This window comes from Pseudarthrobacter sp. RHLT1-30-1 (assembly GCF_059383415.1).
The window spans coordinates 26,765-51,194 of the sequence record NZ_JBWZCG010000002.1 but is presented as its reverse complement, the minus strand read 5'-3'; the positions used below and the strand labels follow the sequence as shown (position 1 = coordinate 51,194).

Genomic DNA, 24,430 nt, shown 5'->3' with positions numbered 1-24,430 from the left:
ACGGACCCGGTTTCCGGCGCGACAGCGATTAGTATCGTGGGAGACCCGTGTACTGTCCGACAGCGTACGCCGGGTAATTTTTGAAACAGGCGCATGGCCGCCGTGGTAGTGGAAGTCGGTTGCAATCTCTGTTGACTACAAAATCTGAAGCGCGCGAACCCGCCGCAGCACTGGACGAGAAAAAGCCCCCGCTCTGGATCTGGATCCAGCTTTTGCTCGACTCGATGTCGTGGGTCGTGGCGATCGTCCTTGCCCTGCTGTTGCGCTACGAAATGGGCATCCGGGAAGAACAGCTCGTCAGTGCCATGACCATCATGGCCGTTGCCATCGTGGTGCAGGCCGTCGCCGGCTATGCGCTGGCGCTGTACCGCGGCCGGTATCCCTTCGGCAGCTTCCAGGAAGCCAAGGCCCTCGTCTTCGTCACCGTCATCGTGGCGGCCTCCATCACACTGAGCCTGCTGGTGCTCTATGAGGCCATCGGGATCGGCCGCAGCGTCGGACTCATTGCCTTCCCGTTCGCGTGCCTCTTTATGGGAGCCGCCCGCTACGTCAAGAGGCTCTATGTCGAGGGCAAGAACCGTCCCAGCGATGGCGCCCAAAACACCCTGATCTACGGTGCAGGCTTCCTCGGGAACTCCCTGCTGACGCGTATGCTGCAGGACGCCGATTCGCCGTATTTCCCGGTCGGGCTGATTGACGACGATCCCACCAAGAAGCACCTGCGCCTCACCGGCGTCCAGGTCCTGGGCCGCGGCGACGATCTGCCGGCCATCATCCGCCGCACCCGCGCCACCGTGCTGGTGCTGGCCTTCGCCAATGTCGAGGCTTCCGTCGTCCGGCGGATTTCAGATGCCGTCGCCGGCATGAATGTCAGGGTGCTGGTCCTTCCCCCGCTGCGGGACATGCTCGGCCGCGGCGCCCCCGAGGGTTTCTCCGATTTCCGCGATGTGGCGGTCGAGGACCTGATCGGGCGACGGCCGGTCGATATTAAGGTCGACGAGATTGCGGGCTATATCAAGGGCAAGCGGGTCCTCGTCACCGGAGCCGGGGGCTCCATCGGCTCCGAGCTGTGCCGGCAGATCGTCCAGTTTTCACCGGCCGAACTGATCATGCTTGACCATGACGAAACAGGGCTGCAGCACACCCAGATCTCCATCACCGGCCGCGGACTGCTCGCCGGCCGGGACACGGTCCTGGCCAGCATCCGCGACGGGGCAGCCCTCCAGGAAATCTTCGCGGACCGCCGCCCCGAGGTGGTGTTCCACGCCGCTGCCCTCAAACACGCGCCGCTGCTGCAGCAGTATCCAATCGAGGCCTGGAAAACGAACGTTCTGGGCACCCTGAACGTGCTCCGGGCGGCCGAGCGCGCCGGTGTGTCACATTTTGTGAATATCTCCACCGACAAGGCAGCGAACCCGACGACGGCGCTTGGCCATTCGAAGCGGGTCGCCGAAAAGCTGGCCGCCTGGATGGCCGGCCAGACCGGCCGCAAATTCGTGTCCGTCCGGTTCGGCAATGTCATGGGCAGCCGCGGCTCGATGCTGCCGCTTTTTACTGAACAGATCCGGGTCGGCGGACCCGTGACCGTCACAGATCCCGAAGTCACCCGGTTCTTTATGACGATCCCGGAGGCCTGCCAGCTGGTCATCCAGGCCGGCGCGATCGGACGCGGCGGCGAAGTCATGATCCTTGACATGGGGGAGCCGGTCAGGATCTTGGATGTCGCCCAGCGCATGATCGCGATGTCCGGCAAGAAGGTTGAGATCGTCTACACCGGCCTCCGGCCCGGCGAGAAGCTCCACGAGGAACTCGTCGGCACCGGCGAGCTGGACGAGCGCCCCCTGCATCCCAAGATTTCGCATACCAGGGCCCACGAACAGGATCCGGCCGGGCTGGACGTCGACGTCTGGCTGGCCCGCTGCGAGGCCGAGCAGGGCATCGACATCGCGTTGATCCCCGACGAGGAAGCCGACGAACCGGGCGACAACATGAGGGTGGCGTCATGATGCCCGTCCTGCTCGCTGCCGCGATCACCCTGCTGGCGAGCGTCCTGCTTCCGTTCGCGGTCAAGCCGTGGCTGGTCAGGATGGGCGTTGTGGACGTTCCGTCGGCCCGGTCATCGCACGGCCGGATCACGATCCGTGGCATGGGGGTGGCCGTGTTCCTGGCCACCGCGGTTGGCTACGCGGCCGCCGTCATCCTGGGGGCAGTGACGGTGGACCGGTCAGTTTTCCTGGTGGTCCTGGCGATCATCGCGGCAAGCGCTGCGGTTGGTTGGATCGAAGACCTCCGTGGCCTTTCCATCCGTGGACGCGCCGCGGCCCAGTTGGGGATCGGTGCCGCCGGTTCTGCCGCGCTGATCTCCCTCACCGGCCAGTCCTTCTGGTGGCTGCCGCTGGCTGCGCTGGCCATTGCCGCCTACATCAACATCGCCAACTTCATGGACGGTGTCAACGGAATTTCCAGTTTCCACGGAGTCCTCGCGGGTGCGGCCTATGCCGTGGCCGGGCAGCTGTCCGAACAACCCTGGCTCGCCGCAGGGGGCGCAGTGCTGGCCATGGCCTTCCTGGGCTTCCTGCCCTGGAACCTGTCCCGGGGCTCCGTCTTCCTGGGCGACGTCGGCAGCTACCTGCTGGGCGCCTCGGTGGCGGCCCTGGCAGTGGCAGGTTTCTTCAGCGGGGTTTATGTGGAATACGTCCTGGCGCCGATCCTGGTCTACGTGGCCGACACCGGCTATACCCTGCTGCGCAGGATCACCGCGGGCGAACGGTGGTACGCGTCCCACCGCGAGCACGTCTACCAGCGGCTGACCGACGTCGGCTTTTCGCACCTGCAGTCGTCCGCCACGGTCGCAGTGTGCACGGCTGCGGTCACGGTGCTGAGCTTCATCGCCGCCACAGCAGCGCTGCCCGTCGTGGTGCTTTGTGTCGCCGGAAGTCTTGCCGTCCTGGCGCTCTATCTGGCGTCGCCAGACCTGATCCGGCATTTCCGGCGGCGCCGGAAGGTCACCCGGGTACCGGTGTCCTAGGCCGAAGGCGGCGCCATGTCCACCCGGACGCCGCCATGTTCTATCTCGTGTAGAATTCATGTGCGGTCCTTCGCCGCGCCACTGCCACCAGCCACACCCTCGACGATTGGGATTCCATGACCTCCAACGCCGAACCCGGACCAACGTCCGGCGCCGGAGACGTTGGTGTCTCAGGTCCCACAAAATCCTTGTGGCTGCGCCTGCTGGCCACCAGTTCGGCCGTCGGCGGCGGCGCCCTGCTCATCACGAGCCTGGCGGCGCTCCTGCTGGACGGGACGGCGGCCGCGCTGTCGGCACTTTTCGGCGGCGCCCTGGTGATCGCGTTCTTTGCAATCAGCCTCCTGGTCGGCCATTTCGGCGGCCGCAACCACTCGTCCGGAGCCATTGGCCTGTTTGCGGGCACCTACTTCATCAAAGTCGTCGGCTTCGCCGTGGTGCTGTTCGTGATCGGCAGCCCCGACTGGCTGAACGGAAGCTGGTTCCTGGCAGGCGCCGTCGTGACAGTGGTGCTGTGGCAGGCCGCCGAGATTTACGGTTTCAGCAAGGCACGGCTCCAGCTCTACAACGACCCCGAGACCCCGGAAGGCGGCACCGATGTTTAGCCGCAAAGCGCGAGACGAGAACAAGCCCCCCACCCGCAAAACCACTGCCGGCGCCCCCGGTGTTTCGGACAACGGACGCGACGGCGGATACAACGCCGGCATCGCCGTCTTCAGCTACATTGTTGGCGGGATCCTGGTCTGGAGTTTGATAGGGTGGGGTCTGGATAATCTGTGGGGAACCCGCTGGATTGTACTCGCAGGCGCCCTTCTGGGAGCCGCTGGAGGGTTCTATCTTTCTCATATGCACGGTCTCACCAGTTTGGATAATTCGGCTGGCGCGGACAATCCTGCACGTGGCCCGTCCCAGGACGAGGATCAGTAATGCCAAATAATTTCACATGGGGAAAGTCTGACAGCAACGTCGACCTTCCCCGACCAACGCCCAATGATGGACACTGCAGAGAGGAAACGCGTTGATCGCGCTTGCGCTCCCGGCCCAAGATTCAGGACCCTTTACGCCTCCTGGAATTGAAGAAATGCACCTGCCGGCAATCCTGCCGTGGGGGGCGGTCGACGGATTCTCCAAGCAGATGCTGCTGGTAATCCTTTCGGTCGTTATTATCGCCACATTCTTTCTGCTAGCTGCCCGCAAGGGGCAGCTTGTTCCCGGCAAACTGCAGTTCGCCGGCGAGGCCGCCTACGGCTTCGTCCGCAACGGCATTGCCAAGGACATCATCGGCGGCAAAGACTTCATGAAGTACGTCCCGCTGCTGTTCAGCCTGTTCTTCTTCATCCTGGTGAACAACATCTACGGCGCCATCCCGGTGATCCAGCTCCCGAGCTTCTCGCACGTCGGCGGCGCCTACGTGCTCGCCGGAATCGTGTACATCACCTGGATCGCCATCGGCGTCAAGAAGAACGGCCTGAGGTACTTCAAGCTGGCCACCGTTCCCTCCGGCGTACCGATCTACATCCTTCCGCTGATCATCCCGATTGAGATCATCTCCAACTTTCTGGTCCGCCCCGTCACGCACAGCCTCCGTCTGTTCGCGACCATGCTGGCCGGCCACCTGATCGTGATGATCGCCGGTTCGGGCATCGAGTACCTCGTGATGCAGGAGAACATCCTGCTCAAGGGAACGTCGGTCCTCGTGCTGGTCGGTGCGATTGCGATGTACATGCTGGAAGCGCTGATCATGGCGCTGCAGGCCTACGTGTTCACCCTGCTGGCAGCCATCTACATCGAAGGCGCCCTGCACGCGGACAGCCACTAGGCACCCACAAACTTCCCCTCCGGGGGATGAAGCAACCCAAACAACCTGCCACACAGGTGGCATCTTGAAAGGAAGAAAAATGGAAGGCTCCATCAACGGCTCCCTCAACCTCATCGGATACGGCCTCTCGGCCATCGGTGGTGGTATCGGTGTAGGTCTCGTGTTCGCTGCTTACATCAACGGCGTCGCACGCCAGCCGGAAGCCCAGCGGGTTCTCCAGCCGATCGCATTCCTTGGCCTTGCACTGACTGAAGCCCTCGCCATCCTCGGCCTGGTCTTCGCGTTCGTTCTCAAGTAAACCTTCAGAACCCGAGCGAACATCCAGAACCGAGTAGATAAGGACGGGTGAATTATGAATCAGCTGATCATCTCAGCCGCCGCAGAGGGCGTTAACCCTCTGGTTCCCAATGTCTGGGAAATGGGCGTCGTTCTCGCCGGCTTCGCTGTCCTCATGTTCATCGTGGTCAAGTTTGTTGTCCCGATGTTCGAGAAGACCTTCGCTGAGCGTGCCGAGGCCATTGAAGGCGGCATTGCCAAGGCTGAAAAGGCCCAGGCAGAGGCTTCCGCCGCACTCGAAGAGTACAAGCAGCAGCTCACTGATGCCCGTGCCGAAGGCAACCGCATCCGCGAGGAAGCACGTGCTGAAGGCGCTCAGATCCTTGCGGATTTGAAGGAAAAGGCAGCTGCAGAGTCTGCCCGCATCACGGCCCAGGCCCACGCGGCCATCCAGTCCGAGCGCCAGGCGGCCGTTGTGTCGCTCCGCGCGGAGGTTGGCACCCTGGCTACGACGCTGGCAGGACGCATTGTGGGCGAGTCGCTCGACGATGACGCTCGTTCGGCACGTGTTGTCGACCGCTTCCTGGCAGATCTGGAGAACCAGAACGCAGGTGCAGCCAAGTAATGGCAGGTGTATCGAGCGAATCGCTGACCGCGGCACTGGTGGCACTGGAGGCCAAGCTTCCTTTTGCATCGCTGCAGTTGGCCAAGGAACTCTTCGGAATCCTGGGAACGGTGGACAGCTCAGCTGGCTTGCGCCGTGCCCTGACCGATCCGTCCCGCAGTGCTGACGAAAAGTCGGCGCTGATCAAGCAGCTCTTCGGCGGTAAAGTTTCCGCGGACGCTGTGGACGTCACGAGCGGACTGGCCGGCTCACGCTGGGCTGCTGCTCGGGATATCGGCGATGCCCTCGAGACTCTTGCTGCTTCGGTGGTCATCGCCGTTGCTGAGAACAAGTCTGCCGTCTCTGCCTCAGGAATCTCCGGGCTGGAAGCGCTGGAGAATGATCTGTTCTCCTTCAACCAGGTCGTTGAGTCCAACCACGAGGTGCAGCGTGCTGTATCCGAACCGCAGGCGAGCCCGGCTGCGAAGGTTGTCTTCGCCGAAAAGCTTGTACCCGGCGCCAGCGAGGAAGCGAAAGTCCTCATCGGACAGGCTGTTTCGCAGCCCCGCGGCCTCAAGGTGACCAAGCTGGTCCGTCGTTTCGCCGAACTGGCAGCCAAGCGCCAGCAGCGCTGGATTGCAACGGTCAGCGTCACCCGTGCGCTGACGGAAACACAGACCAGCCGCCTGCAAGCGGGGCTCAATGCCCTTTACGGGCGCGAGCTCAAGATCAACATGAACGTTGACCCGGCACTGATCGGTGGCATCCGGATCCAGGTTGGTGACGAAGTGGTTGACGCTTCGGTCCTCGCCCGCCTGGGCCAGCTTCACCGTCAGCTTGCCGGCTAGCCGGACCAGCACAACTAAACGAAACGAAACCCCGGTCATCGTGAGCAACGATGATCACGAAAACAGGAGAGCAGGGACTGCAGATGGCCGAATTGACCATCAACGCCGACGACGTCCGTAATGCGTTGAACGAGTTCGCGGCGTCCTACGAACCCGGAAACGCCGAGCGCGTAGAGGTCGGCCGTGTAACAACCGCAGGTGACGGCATCGCCCGTGTTGAGGGCCTTCCCTCGGTCATGGCGAACGAGCTGCTTCGCTTCGAAGACGGCACTCTGGGCCTGGCCCAGAACCTCGACGTCCGCGAAATCGGCGTCATCATCCTCGGTGACTTCACCGGAATCGAAGAAGGCCAGGAAGTACACCGCACCGGACAGGTTCTGTCCGTACCGGTGGGCGACGCCTTCCTCGGCCGCGTTGTCGACCCGTTGGGCGAGCCCATCGATGACCTCGGCGAGATCAAGGCCGAAACCACCCGGGCCCTGGAACTCCAGGCGCCCGGCGTGACCCAGCGTAAGTCGGTCCACGAACCGATGCAGACGGGCCTCAAGGCTATCGACGCCATGATCCCGATCGGCCGCGGCCAGCGTCAGCTGATCATCGGTGACCGTCAGACCGGCAAGTCGGCCATCGCGATCGACACGATCATCAACCAGAAGGCCAACTGGGCTTCCGGCGATGTCAACAAGCAGGTGCGCTGCATCTACGTAGCCATCGGCCAGAAGGCATCCACGATCGCGGCGGTCCGCCAGACGCTCGAGGACAACGGCGCACTGGAATACACGACCATCGTGGCTTCCCCCGCGTCCGACCCCGCTGGCTTCAAGTACCTCGCACCGTACGCCGGTTCGGCCATTGGCCAGCACTGGATGTACGGCGGCAAGCACGTCCTCATCGTGTTCGATGACCTCTCCAAGCAGGCAGAGGCTTACCGTGCGGTATCGCTGCTGCTCCGCCGCCCGCCGGGACGCGAAGCCTACCCCGGCGACGTTTTCTACCTGCACTCCCGTCTGCTGGAGCGTTGTGCCAAGCTCTCCGACGAGCTCGGTGCAGGTTCGATGACCGGCCTGCCGCTCATCGAGACCAAGGCAAACGACGTCTCGGCCTACATTCCGACCAACGTGATCTCCATTACCGATGGCCAGATCTTCCTGCAGTCGGACCTCTTCAACGCGAACCAGCGTCCGGCCGTCGACGTGGGTGTCTCCGTTTCCCGCGTGGGTGGCGCCGCCCAGGTCAAGTCCATGAAGAAGGTCTCCGGTACTTTGAAGCTGGAACTGGCCCAGTACCGCGACATGCAGGCGTTCGCAATGTTCGCGTCGGACCTCGACGCCGCATCGCGCCAGCAGCTGACCCGTGGTGCCCGACTGATGGAGCTGCTCAAGCAGGGCCAGTACTCACCGTTCCCGGTTGAGAACCAGGTCGTCTCCATCTGGGCCGGCACCAACGGGTACCTCGACGAGGTTCCGGTTGAGGACATCAACCGCTTCGAGACCGAGTTCCTGGAGCACCTGAAGCACAAGTCCTCCATCCTCACGACGCTGGCCCAGACCAACGTCATGAGCGATGACACTGCAGAAGCCTTGAAGACCGCGATCGTGGACTTCAAGAAGGGCTTCTTCGGCGAAGGGGACAGCCTGCTGGTTGGTGCGGGGCACGAAGAGCACGCCCCCATCGACGAGGCACAGGTCGACCAGGAAAAAATCGTCAAGCAGAAGCGCTAGTTTCGCTGGCAGGGACTGCCGGGACCTCACCGGGTCCCGGCAGTCCCGGCCACCGGGATCTTAGGAAAGGATAAGTATGGGAGCCCAGATTCGGGTCTACCGCCAGAAGATCAGCTCGACGACGTCGATGCGCAAGATCTTCAAGGCGATGGAACTGATCGCTACCTCGCGCATCGGCAAGGCCCGAGCACGCGTAGCAGCTTCACTGCCTTACGCAAACGCCATCACGCGTGCCGTTTCTGCTGTCGCAAGCCAGAGTGAAATCGACCACCCGCTGACCACCGAGCCGGAGCAGATCCGCCGGGCCGCCGTCCTGGTAATCACCTCGGACCGTGGCCTCGCAGGTTCGTACTCGGCGAGCGTGCTCAAGCAGGCGGAAGGCCTCAACGAGCTGCTCGTCGAGGAGGGCAAGGAAGTCAAGATGTACCTGGTCGGCCGCAAGGCGCAGGCATACTTCGACTTCCGGAACCGTCCTTACGGCCGCGTCTGGACCGGCGGCACGGATGCACCGGAGTTTGCCACCGCACAGGAAATCGGCAACGCACTGCTGGCTGACTTTGCCACGGACTACGCAGAGGGCGGCGTCGACGAGATCCATGTCGTCTACACGCGCTTCAAGTCCATGGTCACGCAGGAACCGACGGTTGTCCGTCTTCTCCCGCTTGAAGTTGTCGAAGAGCAGGCGGCGTCCGAATCGGACCTCCTGCCGCTCTACGAATTCGAACCGGAAACGGAGCAGGTTCTTAATGCTCTGCTGCCGCGCTATATCGAATCACGCATCTTCGCCGCAATGCTGCAGGCAGCTGCTTCGGAGCTTGCTGCCCGCCAGCGGGCAATGAAGTCCGCCGGCGACAATGCCACGGATCTCATCAAGAAGTTCACGCGTCTGCGCAATACCGCCCGCCAGGCTGAAATTACGCAGGAGCTTTCCGAAATCGTGGCCGGTGCCGACGCGTTGAACGCGTCCTAGCCACCAGGACTTGGATCCAGCTGTACCTGCACCAAAGTTTGAAACTTAACCCAACGCCATCTACTGAGTGAAGTGAGAGAGATGACTGCCACAGCTACCGAACACGTAGCCGCGACGACCGGTGCTACCGGCCGTATTGCACGTGTTATTGGCCCGGTTGTCGACGTCGAATTCCCGGCTGACGCAATCCCCTCGATTTACAACGCACTCACCACCGAGATTACTCTCAACGGTGAGACCAAGACGATCACGTTCGAGGTTGCCCTGCACCTCGGCGACAACGTCATTCGCGCCATCTCCCTGCAGGCGACCGACGGACTTGTCCGCGGTACCGCTGTCGTGGACTCCGGTGCCCCCATCTCCGTGCCCGTCGGCGACGTCGTCAAGGGACACATCTTCAACGTCCTCGGGCAGCCGCTGGATGTTACCGAGTCCGAACTCGAGATCACCGAGCGCTGGCCCATCCACCGCAAGGCCCCGGCCTTCGCGACGCTCGAAGGTTCCACCGAGATGATGGAAACCGGCATCAAGGTCATCGACCTTCTCACCCCGTACATCAAGGGTGGCAAGATCGGTCTGTTCGGTGGCGCCGGTGTCGGCAAGACCGTGCTGATCCAGGAAATGATCACCCGTGTTGCCCGCAACTTCGGCGGCACCTCGGTGTTCGCCGGCGTCGGCGAGCGTACCCGTGAAGGCAACGACCTCTGGGTTGAAATGGAAGAGGCGGGCGTCCTCAAGGACACCGCCCTTGTATTCGGCCAGATGGATGAGCCGCCGGGAACGCGTCTGCGCGTGGCACTGTCCGCCCTGACCATGGCGGAGTACTTCCGCGATGTGCAGAACCAGGACGTGCTGCTCTTCATCGACAACATCTTCCGCTTCACCCAGGCAGGCTCCGAGGTTTCCACCCTCCTCGGCCGCATGCCGTCGGCCGTGGGCTACCAGCCCAACCTGGCTGACGAGATGGGCCTCCTCCAGGAGCGCATCACGTCCACCAAGGGCCACTCGATCACCTCGATGCAGGCCATCTACGTCCCCGCCGATGACTACACCGACCCGGCCCCGGCCACGACCTTCGCACACCTCGACGCGACCACGGAACTTTCCCGTGAAATCGCTTCCCGTGGTCTGTACCCGGCCGTTGACCCGCTGACGTCGACGTCCCGCATCCTGGATCCGCAGTACATCGGCAACGACCACTACAACACGGCCGTCCGCGTCAAGCAGATCCTGCAGAAGAACAAGGAACTCCAGGACATCATCGCCATCCTCGGCGTTGATGAGCTTTCTGAAGAGGACAAGATCGTCGTGTCGCGTGCACGCCGCATCCAGCAGTTCCTCTCCCAGAACACCTACACCGCCAAGCAGTTCACCGGCGTCGAAGGCTCCACCGTGTCCATCAAGGACACCGTGGAAGGCTTCACGGCGATCTGCGACGGCGAACTCGACCACATCGCAGAGCAGGCGTTCTTCAACGTCGGCGGCCTGGATGATGTCGAGCGCCAGTGGGCCAAGATCCAGGAACAGACCAAGTAATATGGCTGAGCTTGAGGTTGAGATTGTCGCAGCGGACCACTTCGTGTGGTCCGGAGCGGCCACGATGGTCAAGGCCCGCACCAGCGATGGTGAAATCGGAATCCTGCCCGGCCACTCGCCCCTGCTGGCGATTCTGGCCGAAGGTGAGCTGGCAATCCAGCCGGTCTCCGGTGACCGCATTGCTGTAGTTGTCGACGGCGGATTCTTCTCCGTCGATAACAACCGGGTCGTTATTGTCGCCGACAACGCCCAAATGGGCGATGCGGCTACTGCGGGGATCCGCTAGCACGACCTTGATGAACGATACAGTCTTTCCGTTCATCGTCCTGGCGACGGTATTTGCGTTGCTGGTATTTGCACTGTGCCTTTCCGGGGTGCGCCGCTTCAATTTGCGGCGCGCCCTGGGCACGGTGGACGCCTCCATTTGCACGGCTGGAAACAGCTGGCAGATGGGGGTTTGTCGTTATCAGGACAACGACCTGGAGTGGTTCCGCCTTGCCTCGCTAAGCATGCGGCCGAAGCACACCTTCCGGCGGAGCTCGCTTGAGCTGATCGGCCGCCGCAAGCCCACCGAATCCGAGCTTGTCAAGGTCCAGCCCGACGCCGTGATCGTTGAACTCCGCTACGAGGGGCAGGATGTCCTGCTGGCAATGCGGTTCGACGCCTACACCGGGTTGTCATCCTGGCTTGAGGCCGGGCCCGTCATTGGCGTCGGCACCTGGCGCTAACCGCGGTGGACTTCATCGAAGAGCTGCGGCTCGTCGACGGCCCCGTCCTGTGGCTTGCCTGGGCTGCCGGTACGGCCGGCCTGCTCTACTTCCTGCGCCTGCCCTACTTCCTGCGGCAGGGGAGGCGCCATCACGCCCCGGACAACGCAGCCCCCCGTGTGCTCGTTTTCTATCTTCCCGTCGCCACCGCCGTGCTGGCCGCCGCCGCGCTGCTCGCCGCGACGCAGTGGCTGATGATCTATGTCTTCCCGGTCTTCCCCGGCGAATTGCCGCGCGAGGTGCTTGCCTGGCTGCTTGCCGCGGTCGCGGCGCTGCTGCTGTGGATATTGCTCCTGTTGCGGACCTGGCGAGGCGCCCGCCCGCCGGTCACCGGACCCGACGCCGCCCCCGGACCCGACCACGCCTTCGGACCCGACCACGCCCGGACGACGGCGGCTGCCGCGGCCGGCCGACACCCTGCCCGGACGACCGCGGCAGCCACGGCCGCCGTGCTCGGCGTCGTCCTGCTCTCCGCCGTCCAGATCAACGGCTACTTCGGCCTCAACCACACCGTGAGCGATCTGACGGGCACCGCCGTGGCCCGGATCCAGCCGCTGGAGGACGGGTTGAAACGCGCCACCGGAGCCACCACGGGCGTCAGCCTGTCCGGCTGGCAGCCGCCACCCGGCCTGCCCGAGGCCGGCGTGCTGCGGCGTGCAGTGATACCAGGCACCAGCTCCGGTTTCGCCAGCCGGGAGGCCTACCTCTACCTCCCGCCCGCCTACCTGGCCACACCCCGGCCGGCCCTTCCCGTCCTGGTCCTTTTCTCCGGACAGCCCGGCGCTCCGGCCGACTGGCTCACTGGCGGGGCGCTGCGGAGCCGGATGGACCGGTTCGCGGCAGAGCACCACGGCGTGGCTCCGGTGGTGGCGGTGGTTGACCCGAACGGCTCCACCGCAGGCAACACGCTTTGCATGGACAGCAGGATTGCGCGGGCTGATACCTTCCTCGCCGTGGATGTGCCGGCCTGGATCAGCCGGACGCTGGATGTCGATCCGGACCACCGGCAATGGGCGGCCGGGGGCTTCTCTTTCGGTGCGACCTGCGCGATGCAGATGGCGACCCGGCATCCGGACATCTACAGCTCCGCCCTGGTGTTTTCAAGCGAGCAGGAACCCGCCCTCGCCAAGGAACGGGACAAGACCATCGCGGCCTCCTTCGGCGGCGACATCGAGGCCTTTGAGAGCCAGACACCGCTTCGGCTCATGACGGACCGCCGCTTTGAGGGGCATGGCATCTACTTCGCAGCCGGTGAGCGGGACCCGGAGTTCATCGCCAATCTTGAAGTCCTGTCCGCGGCCGCCCGCGCCGCCGGGTTCACCGTCGAGGCGGGCCTGGTGCCTGGTGCCGGGCATTCCTGGGAGACCGGTTCCCGGGGGCTGCCCGCCGGGCTTGAGTTCCTGGCGTCCCGCTGGGGTATAGCGCCGTGAGCGGGACAGCAACTGCACCGCAGCAGGGGCCCGGGCCCGGCTCCCTTCGCGGACTGAGCCGTGTGGGCCTGCGGAAATCGCTGGGCCATCTGCGCGCCATCCCCTTCACCCTCATGGTCCTCGCGGCCTTCCTGATCACCGGCGCGGCCACCGGAAGCTTCCTCGCCGGGCCGCCGGAATCCCTGCTGGACGTCGCATCCGTCAGTGCCCCGGCGCTGAAGGCCGGGCGCTGGTGGTCGCTGTTCACCTCGCTGTTCTTCGCCACCAATCTGCTGGCGTACGCCACGGCGGCGCTGTTGATCCTGGTCCTGCTGGGCCTCGCGGAGCGGGTGCTGGGAACGCGGCGCACGGCTGTGTTCTTTTTTGCTGCCCAGTTCGCAGCGGTCACACTGTTCATGCTGCTGACGCAGGTCGCCGGCCACGTCGATGATGGCTGGCTGAGCAGGATGGTGGACGCGGGGCTTATGGGCCCGTACGCCGCGGTTCTGGCCGTCTCGCTGGCCTCCAGCGGACTGCTGCCCACGCTGTGGCAGCGTCGGCTGCGCACGGGCGTGGTCTCGCTGTCCCTGATGCTGGTGCTGTATGTGGGGCATCCGGAGACTGTTGTCGGGTTCGCCGGGGCGCTGGCGGGACTGTCGGCAGGCTGGTGGATCCAGGGCGACAAGGGCACCCTGCACCGGCACCGCTCCACCGGGCGTGAAACCCGCAACCTGCTCGCCCTCACCGTGGCGATCTTCGCCGTCGGACCCATCCTGACGGCGACCGTCAGGACCCCCACGGGGCCGCTGGCCCTGTTGCGGGATGTTGTCCTGAACCCGCTGCCCACGCTCAACCAGCTGGAACAGAACTGCGGGGGCACCATCGACGTTGCCTGTCTGGAGGCCGGCCGGGCCGGCTTCGCGGGACCGCTGGGTCTCGCGCTGGCGGTGGTCCCTGTCGTGCTGCTGCTGATCTGCGCGGACGGCATGCGGCACGGCCGCCGGCTCGCCCTCCGGATTGCGGTTACCCTGCAGCTCGCCGTGACGGCGCTGGCGGCCGTCTACCTTTCCCTGATCGCCAGGATCCCGCAGTACCCCAACCGGCCGCGCACCGGAGTGATGGGATCGGGGTTCGTCCATGTGCTGCCCCTCGTGGTGGTTCCGCTGGTGCTCGTGGTGTTGCTGGTGGCCTACCGGCGGCACTTCCGGGTGGAAACGAACCCGCGCGCCCGGCGTGCCCTGGCCGCCGCCGTCGGCGGCACCTGGCTCGTGCTGGCCACGGGCTACACCGCGGTCTGGTTCGCCGCCGGGGGCATGGACCGCGACGGCGGTCTGCTGGGTCTGGCCGCAGAGCTTTCCCGGCAGTACCTTCCGCTGCCCATCCCCGGGATCTACAGCCGCATCTTCCTGGGCCGCAACGCTGCCGAGGCGATTATTTTCGCCACTTCCGGCATAATTTTCTGGACGGTCGCCCTGGCAGCCGTCTGGCTGGTCCTGCAGCGCCGGCTGCACCTCACCGACGCCGGAGCCGGGGACCGGGACGTTGCCCGCGGCCTGATCCGCGAGGGCGGCGATTCGCTGTCCTGGATGGCGCTGTGGGAGCCGAACAAATATTGGTTCGCGCCCGACGGGCGCGGGGGAGTGGCCTACCAGCAGCACGGCAATGTCGCCCTGACGCTGGCCGGGCCGTTCGGACCGGCCCAGTTCCACGAGGAGACTGCGGCAGGCTTCATCCGGTACTGCGCCGAACATGCCCTCATTCCAACCTTCTATTCCTGCACGGACGAGCTGTGGCCGATGCTGCAGCAACGCGGATTCCGGCGCGTCGCCGTGGCGCAGGAAACCAGGCTGGCCGTGCGCTCCCTGGAGTTCAAGGGCAAGGACTGGCAGAACGTCCGGACCGCCCTGAACCGGGCCGGCAAGAGCGGCGTGCGCGCGGTGTGGGGACGCTACGCCGACTTCGCGCCTGCGCTGCGCGCCCAGCTGAGTGAGGTCTCGGAGGAGTGGGCCGCGCAGAAGTCGGTCCCGGAGATGGGCTTCACCCTCGGTGGCATCGATGAGCTGCAGGACGAGGAGGTGCTCTGCTGCCTTGCCGTGGACGCCGAGGGCCAGGTCCAGGGAGTCACGAGCTGGCTGCCCGTGTATGCGGACGGGCGTCTGGTGAGCTGGACGCTTGACTTCATGCGCCGGCGCGGAGACGCCTTCCCCGGCGTCATGGAATTCCTGATCGCCTCCGCGGTGCAGGAGCTGCGGAGCTCGGTGGAGGTCATCTCGCTGTCGGGCTCGCCGCTGGCGAAGGACACGGCGGAAGCCGCAGGGGTCGCCGGCGGTGAGGCCGGATCCGAAGGGCTGGCAGGAATCCTCGACGTTGTCGGGAAGGCGCTGGAGCCCGTGTACGGGTTCCGCTCGCTGGCAAGCTTCAAATCCCGCTTCAAGCCCGACTACCGGACCCTGTACCTCTACTACCAGGACCCGCTGCAGCTGCCTGCCATGGGCAGGGCGCTGAGCCGGGCCTATCTGCCGGGCCTCTCCGTGCGGCAAAGTGCGCGGCTGCTCCGGACCCTCGTACGCTGACCGCTGACCGCCGACCGCTGACCTAAAGGGCCCCCTTCGCAGGTGGGCTTCAACGACTCGCTGGTAACCGCCCGGGCGGACTTAACAAAGATGGTCCCCGGCATCAAAGCCGGGGACCATCTGTTCGCGGAGCCTGCCGCTGGCAGGTCCGCTGTGGGAACTAGACCAGCGTCACGCCGGTGGCCTGGGGGCCCTTGGCGCCCTGGCCGATTTCGAACTGAACGCGGGCGTTCTCGTCGAGGGTCTTGAAGCCACCGGTCTGGATCTCCGAGTAGTGAACGAAGACGTCGCCATCGGCGTCATCCGGGGTGATGAAGCCGAAGCCCTTTTCAGCGTTGAACCATTTGACAGTTCCCTGTGCCATGTATTTCTCCTCATTTATGGATACCGGTTAGGTCCGGCACACTGCGTGCCGGACTTGGTCACTCCGCGAGAAGAACCTTGGCCGTGGGACCGGTTCAACCGGACTTCGGCGGCAGGCGCTTCACGCTCGCAACATGTCTTGCGAGCATGAAAAAACACCTACACAAAGACTCGTATTAGAATTTCATGACCGTCGCCGCAGGTCAACGGTCAGGGCGCACAATTCCCTAAAATTTGTCCAAAGCGTCGATGAACGCTTTCAAATCGGGTTGCCGGCCCCTGTTTCCCTAAGGCCCGACACGGTGACCCGCTGCTGCAGGTCTTTGTGCCCGGCGGCGACACTGGAGTGTGGCCCAATCCCTCATTTTGATAAATGGACTTCCTGGCTCAGGGAAGAGCACGCTAAGTCGGCAGCTTGGTGACGAATTGTCCCTGCCGGTCATCTCCAAGGACGACCTGAAGGAAGCACTCGCAAACATTGCTCTAGGGAAAGTCGCAAGCGGCCGGCTGGGTCAGATTGCGTCCGAAACGATGTGGCAGCTGGCGGCTTCGATTCCGGGGACCGCCATCGTGGAATCGTGGTGGCACCGGCCGCGCGACCTGGAATTCGTGGCCACGGGTATCGCTCGCTCCGGATGCCCGGCGGTGGTAGAGATCTGGTGTCAGATCGACCCTAAGCTGGCGAGGGCCCGATATGCGTCGCGCCGACGGCATGGGGTTCACTCCTTGGGATCGGCCGCAAAGGCCTGGGCGGAGTGGACGGAAGATCCCGGTCCCCTGTGCGTCGGTCCGACGCTCTCGGTGGACACATCGCGGCCCGTTGACACTGCCGGCCTGCGTGAACAACTGGCCCTGTTGATGGGATCATCCTGACGGGGACGCCAGCGGGCTAGAAAAGCCGGGACTCGACGTCGTCGACGCCGCGCATGGCGTCATAGTCGAGGGTGACGCAGTCGATGCCGCGGTCGTTTGCCAGCACCTTGGCCTGCGGCTTGATCTGCTGGGCGGCGAAAATCCCGCGGACCGGAGCCAGCAGCGGGTCGCGGTTGAGCAGCTCGAGGTAACGCGTGAGCTGTTCGACGCCGTCGATGTCGCCGCGGCGCTTGAGCTCGATGGCCACGGTGGCGCCCTTGGCGTCCCTGGCCAGAATGTCCACCGGGCCGATGGCGGTGAAGTACTCGCGGCGGATCAGGGAGAACCCGGTGCCCAGGAGTTCGATCTGGTCAGCCAGCAGGCGCTGCAGGTCCGCCTCCACACCGTCCTTGATCAGTCCGGGGTCCTGGCCGAGTTCATGGGAGGTGTCATGGAGCTGTTCATGGATGTTGATGATCAGCCGGTCATCGGTTTTGGCCGACTGGACGGTCCACTGCTCGACCACGCCGATTTCGACGTCGACCTCGTCCGGCGTGGAGACCCGCAGGGACGCCGGGGGACTCATCCAGTTCAGCGGCTTATAGGAACCGCCGTCCGAATGCACCAGAACGGAGCCGTCGGCCTTCACCAGCAGGAGCCTGGTGGCCAGCGGGAGATGGGCTTTGAGCCGGCCAACATAATCAACGGAGCAACGGGCTATGACTAAACGCACCCGGTCCACACTACCGTCTGCGGGCAGGCGGAGCACCCGGACTGGGGCAGAATGGAACCATGCCCCGTTCCAACCGCCCCCGCCGAGCCGCTCCAGGCAGGGCAGCCCCCGGTAAGGCTACCCCCGGCAAGCCAGCCGCCGGCAAGGCAGGCAAGCCCGGTGCCAAGGGCGGCCCGGTGCCGGAGCTGGACCTGGAACGCGCCCGCTCCGGCTTCACCCGCCGGGAGAGTGCACCGGACGGCGAGTGGTCGGTCCGCCCGATCACCGCGGGCCGGGCCGAGAAGACCTATATCTGCCCGGGCTGTTCGACGGCGGTGCTGCCCGGCGTGGCGCACCTCGTGGTGTGGTCCGAGGACCACCTCTTTGGCGCGGCAGCGGGGCTCGCGGAGCGGCGGCACTGGCATACAAACTGCTGGACCTCCCGCAGTTACCGGTACCGCTGACCGACCCGCCGGCCGCTTTCGCTAAGCTGTACGCATGAGTTTTGACCCGGCGTCGTACGTCTTCAGCCAGCCTTCCGCACCAACTGCGATCCGAGCCTCCACCGTCCTCCCGGCCCGCCGGGAAAACGTGGAGCTCCGCACCAGCGACGGGCACCGGCTCGTCGGGGAGCTGGCGCTCCCGGAATCCGGCGAGGTAAAGGCCACCCTGATCACGCTGCATCCGCTGCCGACCCACGGCGGCTTCATGGACTCGCACATTTACCGCAAGGCCTCCTACCGGCTGCCCGCCCTGGCCGGTATCGCCGTGCTCCGGTTCAATACCCGCGGCACCGGATCGCCCAGGGGAACCAGCGACGGGGCCTTCGAAGAGGGGATTGGCGAACGGCTCGACGTCGAGGCGGCCGTCCGGTTCGCCGTCGACCGCGGCCTGCCGAACCGCTGGCTGGTGGGCTGGTCCTTCGGCACCGAGCTCGCGCTGATGTACGGGGCATCGGAACCTGTGGCCTCCGAGGTGGAGGGAGCGATCCTGCTCTCGCCTCCGCTGCACCGGGCCACGGACGTCCACCTCAAGGAATGGGCGTCCGCCGGCAAGCCGCTCAAGGTGCTGGTCCCGGAGCACGACGACTACCTCCAGCCCGCCGAGGCCGCGGAGCGCTTTGCGCTGGTGCCGCAGGCCCGGGTCGTGGGCGTGGACGGTGCCAAGCACCTGTGGGTGGGGGAGAAGTACGCCGGCCGGGTGCTGAACGAGATCGTCGGGGAGGTCCTGCCCGGCGGCCTGCCCGGCGGCTCCGGTGCTGAGCTGCCGCAGGACTGGGCCGGCCCGGTCGCTTCGGCGCACGCCTGAAAGCCGACCGCCGACCGCTTAAAGGCTACAGAAACGGACAGCCGCTACGAGGATCCTCGTAGCGGCTGTCCGTTTCCGTAGCGGAATGCCTGTCCTGCCGGCACCCGTCAGTGCTTGTCCTGGCGGACGATGAAGATTTCCTTGACCAGCAGCATGATGGCGGCCGCGGTGGGGATCGCGATCAGTGCGCCCAGCACGCCCAGCAGGCTGCCGCCGGCGATCACGGAGATCACCGCGACGGCGCCCGGCACCGCAACGGCCTTCTGCATGATGCGCGGGGAGATGAAGTAAGCCTCGAACTGCAGGTAGGCGAAGTAGCAGATCGCGTAGACCACGGCGGTCTGCCAGCCGGCCGTGAGGGCGATCAAGGTCACGATGATGCCGGCAATCATCCCGCCGACCAGCGGGATGAAGGCCAGCAGGGCCACCACGAAGGCCAGCAGCACGGCGAACGGGACACCGGCGATCGTCATCACGATGAACGCGAAGGTTGCGTTCAGCAAGGCGACGACGGCCTGGCCGATGACATAGTTGCCCACCGAACCGGTGATCTCCTCGGACAGGGCCTCGACCCGTGCCCGGCGGGACCGCGGGGCCAGGCGGTAGCCCCATTTTTTCATGGCGGGCAGGGCCGCCAGGAAGTACAGGCTCAGCACCAGCACAATCAGGGCGCCGAACAGGCCGTTGGCCACGGTGGAGCCGAAGCCGACGACGCCGCCGAAGATCCCGCCCATCGCCTCCGGGTTGTTGACGAACTTCTCCAGTTCCTGGGTGATGCGTTCCCGCACCCCGTACTGGTCGTCGATGCTGCGGAAGAAGTCGGAGTTAATGAAGTCCGTGATCCAGCGCGGGGCCTCCTCGACGATCTGGGTGACCTGCTGGACTATGGTGGGGATCAGCGTGGCAAAAAAGGCGGCAATGGCCAGTGCCAGGGCGGAAACCGCTGCCACGATGCCTGCGGCGCGGGGGAACTTCTTTGACTCCAGCCAGCGCACCACCGGGTCCAGGCCCAAAGCGATGAAAAGTGCGGCCACAATCCAGAGCAGCAGCTGCGTCGTATTGGAACCGATCCAGTAGACGAGCAGGGCAACACCAACACCGACCGTGCCCATGAAGCCGACGTAGAGGGGGTGCTGGGAGGACATCCGCGGGCCGGGATCGCCGAAGCGGGTGCTGGTCTCGGACTCCGGCTCGGTCTCGTCTTCCTGCTGCTCCGGGGGCATTTCGAAGCGGAGCCGGGGCTGGGCTCCGGGAAGGGGCTGGCGCAGGCGGTGGGCCATCGAAACCAGCATCCCTGCCACGGCCTTCCGGCGGTGGGAAACCTGCTCCTGCGCAATGCCCGCCGCGCCGCCGGATTCCTGGCTTTCTTCCGGTCCTAGGGGAGACGAATCCGTGTGTCCAGTCACTGCGTTGAAAGCCCTTTGTCCTCTGTATATACCGGCGTGGCCGCCGTCGCGGCCCTGGTGTGATGATCACCGCAAACACTATCAGCAGGCTTGTTATGGCGGGGTTAAGCGGCTCCCCGCGGCGCTTGCGAAGGGATTGACAAAAGGCCGGATCTGACTCTGTGGTAACAAAATGGTTACTATTGAAGCTAATCGTCCGCTGATGATGGGTAAAATTTTGCGTTTCAAGACTGCAGTCGCCTTGGTGCTGCTGGGCCTCCTGACACTGCTGGCCGGTATCGGGCAGAATACGTTTTGGGCTCCGCCCGAGACCGTGACCGCTACGGCACCGGCTGGTGCCACCGCCGCGCCGCTGACCGTTTTTGACGAGAAGCTCCGCACGCTGCACGACGGCACGGTCACCATCAACGTCAAGGGCGAGGGCAGCTTTATGCTGGCGGCCGGCCGCCCGGACGACGTCGAGGCCTGGGTCGGCGCGACCGCGCACAACACGGTCTCCGGCGTCTCCGAGGACGGCAAAGAGCTGCAGCTGACGCATGCCGACGGCGAAGCCACCGCTCCCTCGCCGGCCGGCTCGGACCTGTGGGTGACCACGGAAAACGCCAGCGGCGAGCTCAAGTACAACTGGACCCCGCCGGCGGACGGCGACTGGGCCCTGCTGCTGGCCACCGACGGCACAAAGCCGGCGCCCACGTCGATCACCATGACCTTCCCGAATGACACTTCCACTCCCTGGGCCGTCCCGTTCATGGTTCTTGGTGGCCTGCTGATCCTGGCCGGCGCCGCCCTGCTGCTGCTCAAACCCAAGTCCGGCACCCGTGCCGGCACAGGCACGCCGGTGGACAGCCCCACCGGCGGCAGCATGTATGCCCGCCGGGCGCAGGCCAAAGCCGGGGCACGCAAGGAACCGGCGCGCGGCGAGGCCGCCGGAACGCCCGAGGCCACCGGACAGGGCGAGGCCTCCGGAAAGCCTGAGGCCGCCGAAAAACTCAAACCATCCGAAAAGCGCATGGCCGGACCCGCCACGATGGCGCAGCGCCTGCGGCGTTCCGGCGCTGTCGTCGCCGTGCTGACCGCCACTGCCGTCGCCGGCAGCGGCGTTGCGGCCCAGGCCAGCCAGACGCCGACCCCATCGCCGACCGATTCCTCCTCCGCTGCCGCCGGGCAGGCCGCCGGCACACCGGTGCTGGTCGACGCCCAGTTCCGCCGCATCCTGGAGCAAGTGGCCAGTGCTGCCGACGCCGGTGATGCGGCCAAGGACGCGGGCAAGCTGGAGCCGCGCCTGGCCGGACCCGAACTTGAGGTCCGCACGCAGAACTACGAGATCCGATCCCAGGTCGGCACCTATGAGGCGCGGATGCCCGTTCGTGCCGCCAAGCTGCTCACCACGGTGGTCACCGACAAGCGCAGCTGGCCGCGCACGGTGATGGCGGTCACCCAGGGCGAGGGCAACGTTGTTCCGCAACTGCTCACCCTCACCCAGGCCTCCGCCCGGGAGAACTACAAGCTGGTCCTCACCACGCCGCTGCAGCCGGGCACGACTTTCCCGGGGATCGCTCGCGGCGGCACCGAGATGCTGGCAGCCGCGGACAAATCGGGACTGCCGTACAGCGGCGAGGAAGCGCTGGGCGCGCTGGGGGACCGGCTGAACTCCGCCGAGTCCACGTTCAAGGACAAGCTGACCGAGGGGGCGTCCTCGCCGTATATCGCTGACACGCTGGCATACCAGGCCGACGTGGTGAACTCGGGGGTCAACGGCACGTTCTCCTTTACGCACAAACCGGTGCCGGAGAGCGTCGTGGTGTACCGAACCGCCGACGGCGGGGCACTGGCCCTTGGCCGCCTGAACTTCGCGTTCGACGGCACACCCAAGGCGGCCGGCGACAAGCTGACGATTGGTGACGACGCAGCTGCCCTCGCCGGCGGCAAGGAGACCAGCACCGGCATGGTGCTGACCTTCGCCGAGTCCGTGGCCGTCTACATCCCGCCGGCAGGGTCCCAGGACCCGATGAAACTCGTGGCCGCCACCCGCGGCCTCGTGGGAGCCAGCTTCAAGTAGGACCCAACGGGGCCGATGTGGCTAGAGTGGAACCATGACTTCGCCTGCTTCCCGCCCCGTCCCGCCGGCTGCCGCCAACCCGCTGAACCTGCGGGGCGCCGTCGACCTCTCCGCCCTGAAACAGCGTCCGGCGGCGGCGCCGCCGTCCGCGCCGGCCCCGGGGGGAAGCACAGGGGCGCCCGGCGAACCCGGGGCAGTCGCCGCGGGCAGCGGCGATGCGGCACCGTCCGGCCGTCCGCTGCGGGTGGACATTACCGAAGCGAATTTCCAGGAACTCGTGGATTTGTCGGCGCAGGTGCCGGTCGTCGTCGCGCTCTGGGCCGCGTACTCGCCCGGCTCCGCCGAACTGGTGGATGTCCTCGAACGGATCGTGGACAGCTATGCGGGCCAACTGGTCCTCGGCGCCGCTGACGTCGAGGTGTTCCCGCAGCTTGCCCAGGCCTTCCAGGTGCAGGCAGTTCCCACCGCAGTGGCCCTCGTCAAAGGCCAGCCGGTGCCCCTCTTCCAGGGCGGCGCCGAGGAACCGCAGGTCCGCAGCCTGCTGGATGAACTCCTCAAGGTCGCCGCCGCCAACGGCGTCACCGGACGGATCGGCGCGCGCGGACCCGGCGCCGAAGCCGAAACAGAAGCTCCGCCGCTGCCGCCCCTGCACCAGAAAGCGTTTGACGCGATCGAGGCCGGGGACTACACCGCGGCCGCGGAGGCCTACCGCCAGGCCCTCCTGGAGATGCCGGCCGACGCCGACGCCAAGGCAGGACTGGCCCAGGTGGAGCTGATGGGCAGGCTCCAGCCGCTCTCCGCCGCGGATACCGAGGCGCTGCGACAGCGCGCCGCCACCGAGCCGGACAACCTTGAGGCCCAGCTCGCCGTGGCCGACCTCGACGTCTCCGGCGGCCACGTCGAGGACGGGCTCGGCCGGATCGTCGCGTTCATCGGCAGGAATTTCGGCCCGGAGCGCGAAACCGCGCGGGTCAGGCTGCTGGAACTGTTCGACGTCGTGGGCACGGGCGACCCCCGTGTCGCGAAGGCGCGCCAAAACCTGGCCCGGGTGCTTTTCTGATGGGTTCGGCGCTTTTTTCGCCGCTGGAACTGCGCTCCATGCGCCTGCAGCACCGCGGCTGGGTGTCACCGATGTGCCAGTACAGCTGTGAGCCGGAAACCGGGGAAGGTGTGCCCAACGACTGGCACCTGATGCATCTTGGTTCCTTTGCCACCGGCGGGGCCGCGCTGATCCTCACCGAGGCGGCTGCCGTGAACGCCGCGGGACGGATCAGTCCCCGGGACGCCGGACTCTACAACGACGACCAGGCGGCGGCCTGGGAACGGATCACCTCCTTCGTGCACCGGCACGGCACCGCCGACACCAAGATCGGCACTCAGCTGGCGCACGCCGGCCGGAAAGCATCCTCCTACTGGCCGTTCTCCGGCCAGCAGGGGACGGTGCCCGCAGCCGGCGGCGGCTGGCCCACCGTGGGGCCGGGCACGTCGGCCTTCGACGGCTACGAGGCACCCTCCGCGATGACGGAGCAGGAGATCGACGGCGTCATCGCCGACTTCGCGGCCGCCGCCGGCCGGGCGGTCGGAGCCGGCTTCGACACGATCGAAATCCACGGCGCCCACGGCTACCTGCTGCACCAGTTCCAGAGCCCGCTCGTCAATGACCGCACCGACCGCTGGGGCGGCGATGAGGCCGGCAGGAACCGGCTCACGCTCGCCGTTGTCGATGCCGTCCGGAGCGTCATCCCCGACGCCATGCCGTTGCTGCTCCGGATCTCCGCCTCCGACTGGGCCGAGGGCGGCATCGATGTCGAGGCGTCCGTACGGATGGCCAAGGCGGCGGCCGATCATGGCGTGGACCTCGTGGACGTGTCCAGCGGGGGTGCCGTGGCGTACCAGCAGATCCCGGTGGGCCCCGGCTACCAGACCGGCTTCTCCGCCCGGATCCGGCGCGAAACCGGGATCAAGACCGGCACCGTCGGGCTGCTGACCTCGGCCGGCCAGGCCGAGCATGCCGTCGCCACCGGGCAGGCCGACGGGGTCTTCATCGCCCGTGCCGCCCTCCGCGATCCGCACTGGTGGCTGCGGGCCGCCTTCGAGCTGGGCCATGAGCTGGCCTGGCCGCCGCAGTACGACCGGGCAATGCCCCGCCACTCGTTCTAGCCGGAATCGGCACCGGGACGGA

General features: G+C 65.7%; 24 protein-coding genes. 21 read left to right on the top strand and 3 right to left on the bottom strand.

What is annotated here, in order from left to right:
• The first annotated feature begins 131 nt into the window (after positions 1–131).
• The 15 genes from AC50YM_RS02670 to AC50YM_RS02600 all read left to right on the top strand — a co-directional run bounded on the left by AC50YM_RS02670 (position 132) and on the right by AC50YM_RS02600 (position 15,548).
• Complete coding sequence (locus AC50YM_RS02670) at positions 132–2,006, top strand: polysaccharide biosynthesis protein (RefSeq protein ID WP_494955467.1); 1,875 nt, start codon at positions 132–134, stop codon at positions 2,004–2,006.
• Positions 2,003–3,028, top strand: a complete 1,026-nt coding sequence (locus AC50YM_RS02665; protein WP_494955466.1) for an MraY family glycosyltransferase — start codon at positions 2,003–2,005, stop codon at positions 3,026–3,028. The genes AC50YM_RS02670 and AC50YM_RS02665 overlap by 4 nt, the downstream gene beginning before the upstream one ends.
• Positions 3,029–3,144: 116 nt before the next feature.
• Positions 3,145–3,630, top strand: coding sequence for a Cg1360 family ATP-synthase-associated protein (locus tag AC50YM_RS02660; protein ID WP_494955465.1), 486 nt, complete (start codon positions 3,145–3,147; stop codon positions 3,628–3,630).
• Positions 3,623–3,952 (top strand): hypothetical protein, encoded by a 330-nt coding sequence (locus tag AC50YM_RS02655; RefSeq protein WP_494955464.1) that lies wholly within the window; start codon positions 3,623–3,625, stop codon positions 3,950–3,952. Before AC50YM_RS02660 ends, AC50YM_RS02655 begins: the two co-directional genes overlap by 8 nt.
• Before the next feature lie 91 nt (positions 3,953–4,043).
• On the top strand, positions 4,044–4,844 hold the full coding sequence (gene atpB, locus AC50YM_RS02650; RefSeq protein WP_494955463.1) for a F0F1 ATP synthase subunit A: 801 nt from the start codon (positions 4,044–4,046) through the stop codon (positions 4,842–4,844).
• A gap of 79 nt (positions 4,845–4,923) precedes the next feature.
• Entirely contained in the window at positions 4,924–5,142 is a 219-nt protein-coding gene (gene atpE / locus AC50YM_RS02645; protein ID WP_003804776.1) for an ATP synthase F0 subunit C, read from the top strand.
• Between the two features lie 54 nt (positions 5,143–5,196).
• Positions 5,197–5,745: a F0F1 ATP synthase subunit B gene (locus AC50YM_RS02640; RefSeq protein WP_494955462.1), complete on the top strand. Its 549-nt coding sequence runs from the start codon at positions 5,197–5,199 to the stop codon at positions 5,743–5,745.
• Positions 5,745–6,572, top strand: a complete 828-nt coding sequence (locus AC50YM_RS02635; RefSeq protein WP_494955461.1) for a F0F1 ATP synthase subunit delta — start codon at positions 5,745–5,747, stop codon at positions 6,570–6,572. Before AC50YM_RS02640 ends, AC50YM_RS02635 begins: the two co-directional genes overlap by 1 nt.
• Positions 6,573–6,655: 83 nt before the next feature.
• Positions 6,656–8,293, top strand: coding sequence for a F0F1 ATP synthase subunit alpha (atpA, locus tag AC50YM_RS02630; RefSeq protein WP_494955632.1), 1,638 nt, complete (start codon positions 6,656–6,658; stop codon positions 8,291–8,293).
• A 76-nt stretch (positions 8,294–8,369) separates the two neighbouring features.
• Positions 8,370–9,263 carry a F0F1 ATP synthase subunit gamma gene (locus AC50YM_RS02625; protein ID WP_494955460.1) on the top strand — a complete coding sequence of 298 codons (894 nt, stop codon included), beginning with the start codon at positions 8,370–8,372 and terminating at the stop codon, positions 9,261–9,263.
• A gap of 81 nt (positions 9,264–9,344) precedes the next feature.
• Positions 9,345–10,799 carry a F0F1 ATP synthase subunit beta gene (gene atpD, locus AC50YM_RS02620; protein WP_494955459.1) on the top strand — a complete coding sequence of 485 codons (1,455 nt, stop codon included), beginning with the start codon at positions 9,345–9,347 and terminating at the stop codon, positions 10,797–10,799.
• Between the two features lies 1 nt (position 10,800).
• Positions 10,801–11,085 carry a F0F1 ATP synthase subunit epsilon gene (locus AC50YM_RS02615; protein ID WP_024366377.1) on the top strand — a complete coding sequence of 95 codons (285 nt, stop codon included), beginning with the start codon at positions 10,801–10,803 and terminating at the stop codon, positions 11,083–11,085.
• 10 nt (positions 11,086–11,095) lie between these two features.
• A complete protein-coding gene (locus AC50YM_RS02610) occupies positions 11,096–11,527 on the top strand; it encodes a DUF2550 domain-containing protein (RefSeq protein ID WP_494955458.1) in 432 nt (143 codons plus the stop codon).
• 5 nt (positions 11,528–11,532) lie between these two features.
• A complete protein-coding gene (locus AC50YM_RS02605) occupies positions 11,533–12,996 on the top strand; it encodes an alpha/beta hydrolase (RefSeq protein WP_494955457.1) in 1,464 nt (487 codons plus the stop codon).
• Positions 12,993–15,548 carry a bifunctional lysylphosphatidylglycerol flippase/synthetase MprF gene (locus tag AC50YM_RS02600; protein ID WP_494955456.1) on the top strand — a complete coding sequence of 852 codons (2,556 nt, stop codon included), beginning with the start codon at positions 12,993–12,995 and terminating at the stop codon, positions 15,546–15,548. The genes AC50YM_RS02605 and AC50YM_RS02600 overlap by 4 nt, the downstream gene beginning before the upstream one ends.
• Before the next feature lie 160 nt (positions 15,549–15,708).
• Here AC50YM_RS02600 and AC50YM_RS02595 read toward each other — a convergent pair whose 3' ends face one another.
• A complete protein-coding gene (locus tag AC50YM_RS02595) occupies positions 15,709–15,912 on the bottom strand; it encodes a cold-shock protein (RefSeq protein WP_069952225.1) in 204 nt (67 codons plus the stop codon).
• Between the two features lie 347 nt (positions 15,913–16,259).
• Between AC50YM_RS02595 and AC50YM_RS02590 the strand changes: the two genes are divergently transcribed.
• Positions 16,260–16,784 (top strand): P-loop nucleotide/nucleoside kinase family protein, encoded by a 525-nt coding sequence (locus AC50YM_RS02590; protein WP_494955455.1) that lies wholly within the window; start codon positions 16,260–16,262, stop codon positions 16,782–16,784.
• Between the two features lie 16 nt (positions 16,785–16,800).
• Here the strand turns inward: AC50YM_RS02590 and nucS are convergent, their stop codons facing one another.
• Positions 16,801–17,496 (bottom strand): endonuclease NucS, encoded by a 696-nt coding sequence (nucS, locus tag AC50YM_RS02585; protein ID WP_494894326.1) that lies wholly within the window; start codon positions 17,494–17,496, stop codon positions 16,801–16,803.
• A 59-nt stretch (positions 17,497–17,555) separates the two neighbouring features.
• Here nucS and AC50YM_RS02580 point away from each other — a divergent pair, with 59 nt between their 5' ends.
• On the top strand, positions 17,556–17,939 hold the full coding sequence (locus AC50YM_RS02580; protein WP_494955454.1) for an Rv1322 family protein: 384 nt from the start codon (positions 17,556–17,558) through the stop codon (positions 17,937–17,939).
• Between the two features lie 34 nt (positions 17,940–17,973).
• Positions 17,974–18,783 carry an alpha/beta hydrolase gene (locus tag AC50YM_RS02575; protein WP_494955453.1) on the top strand — a complete coding sequence of 270 codons (810 nt, stop codon included), beginning with the start codon at positions 17,974–17,976 and terminating at the stop codon, positions 18,781–18,783.
• A gap of 107 nt (positions 18,784–18,890) precedes the next feature.
• Here AC50YM_RS02575 and AC50YM_RS02570 read toward each other — a convergent pair whose 3' ends face one another.
• Complete coding sequence (locus tag AC50YM_RS02570; protein ID WP_494955631.1) at positions 18,891–20,075, bottom strand: AI-2E family transporter; 1,185 nt, start codon at positions 20,073–20,075, stop codon at positions 18,891–18,893.
• A 316-nt stretch (positions 20,076–20,391) separates the two neighbouring features.
• On the opposite strand from AC50YM_RS02570, the gene AC50YM_RS02565 reads away from it, so the two are divergent.
• Genes AC50YM_RS02565 through AC50YM_RS02555 form a run of 3 tightly spaced genes read left to right on the top strand, consistent with a single transcriptional unit; the run spans position 20,392 to position 24,408 of the window.
• Positions 20,392–22,248 (top strand): hypothetical protein, encoded by a 1,857-nt coding sequence (locus AC50YM_RS02565; protein WP_494955452.1) that lies wholly within the window; start codon positions 20,392–20,394, stop codon positions 22,246–22,248.
• Positions 22,249–22,282: 34 nt separating this feature from the next.
• Positions 22,283–23,308, top strand: a complete 1,026-nt coding sequence (locus tag AC50YM_RS02560) for a co-chaperone YbbN (protein WP_494955451.1) — start codon at positions 22,283–22,285, stop codon at positions 23,306–23,308.
• Positions 23,308–24,408, top strand: a complete 1,101-nt coding sequence (locus AC50YM_RS02555) for an NADH:flavin oxidoreductase/NADH oxidase (protein ID WP_494955450.1) — start codon at positions 23,308–23,310, stop codon at positions 24,406–24,408. Before AC50YM_RS02560 ends, AC50YM_RS02555 begins: the two co-directional genes overlap by 1 nt.
• The last annotated feature ends 22 nt before the right edge of the window (positions 24,409–24,430 follow it).

Bases quoted from the DNA above. Each gene is read 5' to 3' on its own strand.
- AC50YM_RS02625 (WP_494955460.1), top strand. From the start codon at position 8,370: ATGGGAGCCCAGATTCGGGTCTACCGCCAGAAGATCAGCTCGACGACG.
- AC50YM_RS02555 (WP_494955450.1), top strand. From the start codon at position 23,308: ATGGGTTCGGCGCTTTTTTCGCCGCTGGAACTGCGCTCCATGCGCCTG.
- AC50YM_RS02570 (WP_494955631.1), bottom strand. From the start codon at position 20,075: ATGCTGGTTTCGATGGCCCACCGCCTGCGCCAGCCCCTTCCCGGAGCC.
- AC50YM_RS02595 (WP_069952225.1), bottom strand. From the start codon at position 15,912: ATGGCACAGGGAACTGTCAAATGGTTCAACGCTGAAAAGGGCTTCGGC.
- AC50YM_RS02640 (WP_494955462.1), top strand. From the start codon at position 5,197: ATGAATCAGCTGATCATCTCAGCCGCCGCAGAGGGCGTTAACCCTCTG.
- AC50YM_RS02655 (WP_494955464.1), top strand. From the start codon at position 3,623: ATGTTTAGCCGCAAAGCGCGAGACGAGAACAAGCCCCCCACCCGCAAA.
- AC50YM_RS02565 (WP_494955452.1), top strand. From the start codon at position 20,392: ATGATGGGTAAAATTTTGCGTTTCAAGACTGCAGTCGCCTTGGTGCTG.
- AC50YM_RS02665 (WP_494955466.1), top strand. From the start codon at position 2,003: ATGATGCCCGTCCTGCTCGCTGCCGCGATCACCCTGCTGGCGAGCGTC.
- AC50YM_RS02580 (WP_494955454.1), top strand. From the start codon at position 17,556: ATGCCCCGTTCCAACCGCCCCCGCCGAGCCGCTCCAGGCAGGGCAGCC.
- AC50YM_RS02560 (WP_494955451.1), top strand. From the start codon at position 22,283: ATGACTTCGCCTGCTTCCCGCCCCGTCCCGCCGGCTGCCGCCAACCCG.
- AC50YM_RS02635 (WP_494955461.1), top strand. From the start codon at position 5,745: ATGGCAGGTGTATCGAGCGAATCGCTGACCGCGGCACTGGTGGCACTG.
- atpD (WP_494955459.1), top strand. From the start codon at position 9,345: ATGACTGCCACAGCTACCGAACACGTAGCCGCGACGACCGGTGCTACC.
- AC50YM_RS02615 (WP_024366377.1), top strand. From the start codon at position 10,801: ATGGCTGAGCTTGAGGTTGAGATTGTCGCAGCGGACCACTTCGTGTGG.
- AC50YM_RS02610 (WP_494955458.1), top strand. From the start codon at position 11,096: ATGAACGATACAGTCTTTCCGTTCATCGTCCTGGCGACGGTATTTGCG.
- atpA (WP_494955632.1), top strand. From the start codon at position 6,656: ATGGCCGAATTGACCATCAACGCCGACGACGTCCGTAATGCGTTGAAC.
- AC50YM_RS02660 (WP_494955465.1), top strand. From the start codon at position 3,145: ATGACCTCCAACGCCGAACCCGGACCAACGTCCGGCGCCGGAGACGTT.
- atpE (WP_003804776.1), top strand. From the start codon at position 4,924: ATGGAAGGCTCCATCAACGGCTCCCTCAACCTCATCGGATACGGCCTC.
- AC50YM_RS02575 (WP_494955453.1), top strand. From the start codon at position 17,974: ATGAGTTTTGACCCGGCGTCGTACGTCTTCAGCCAGCCTTCCGCACCA.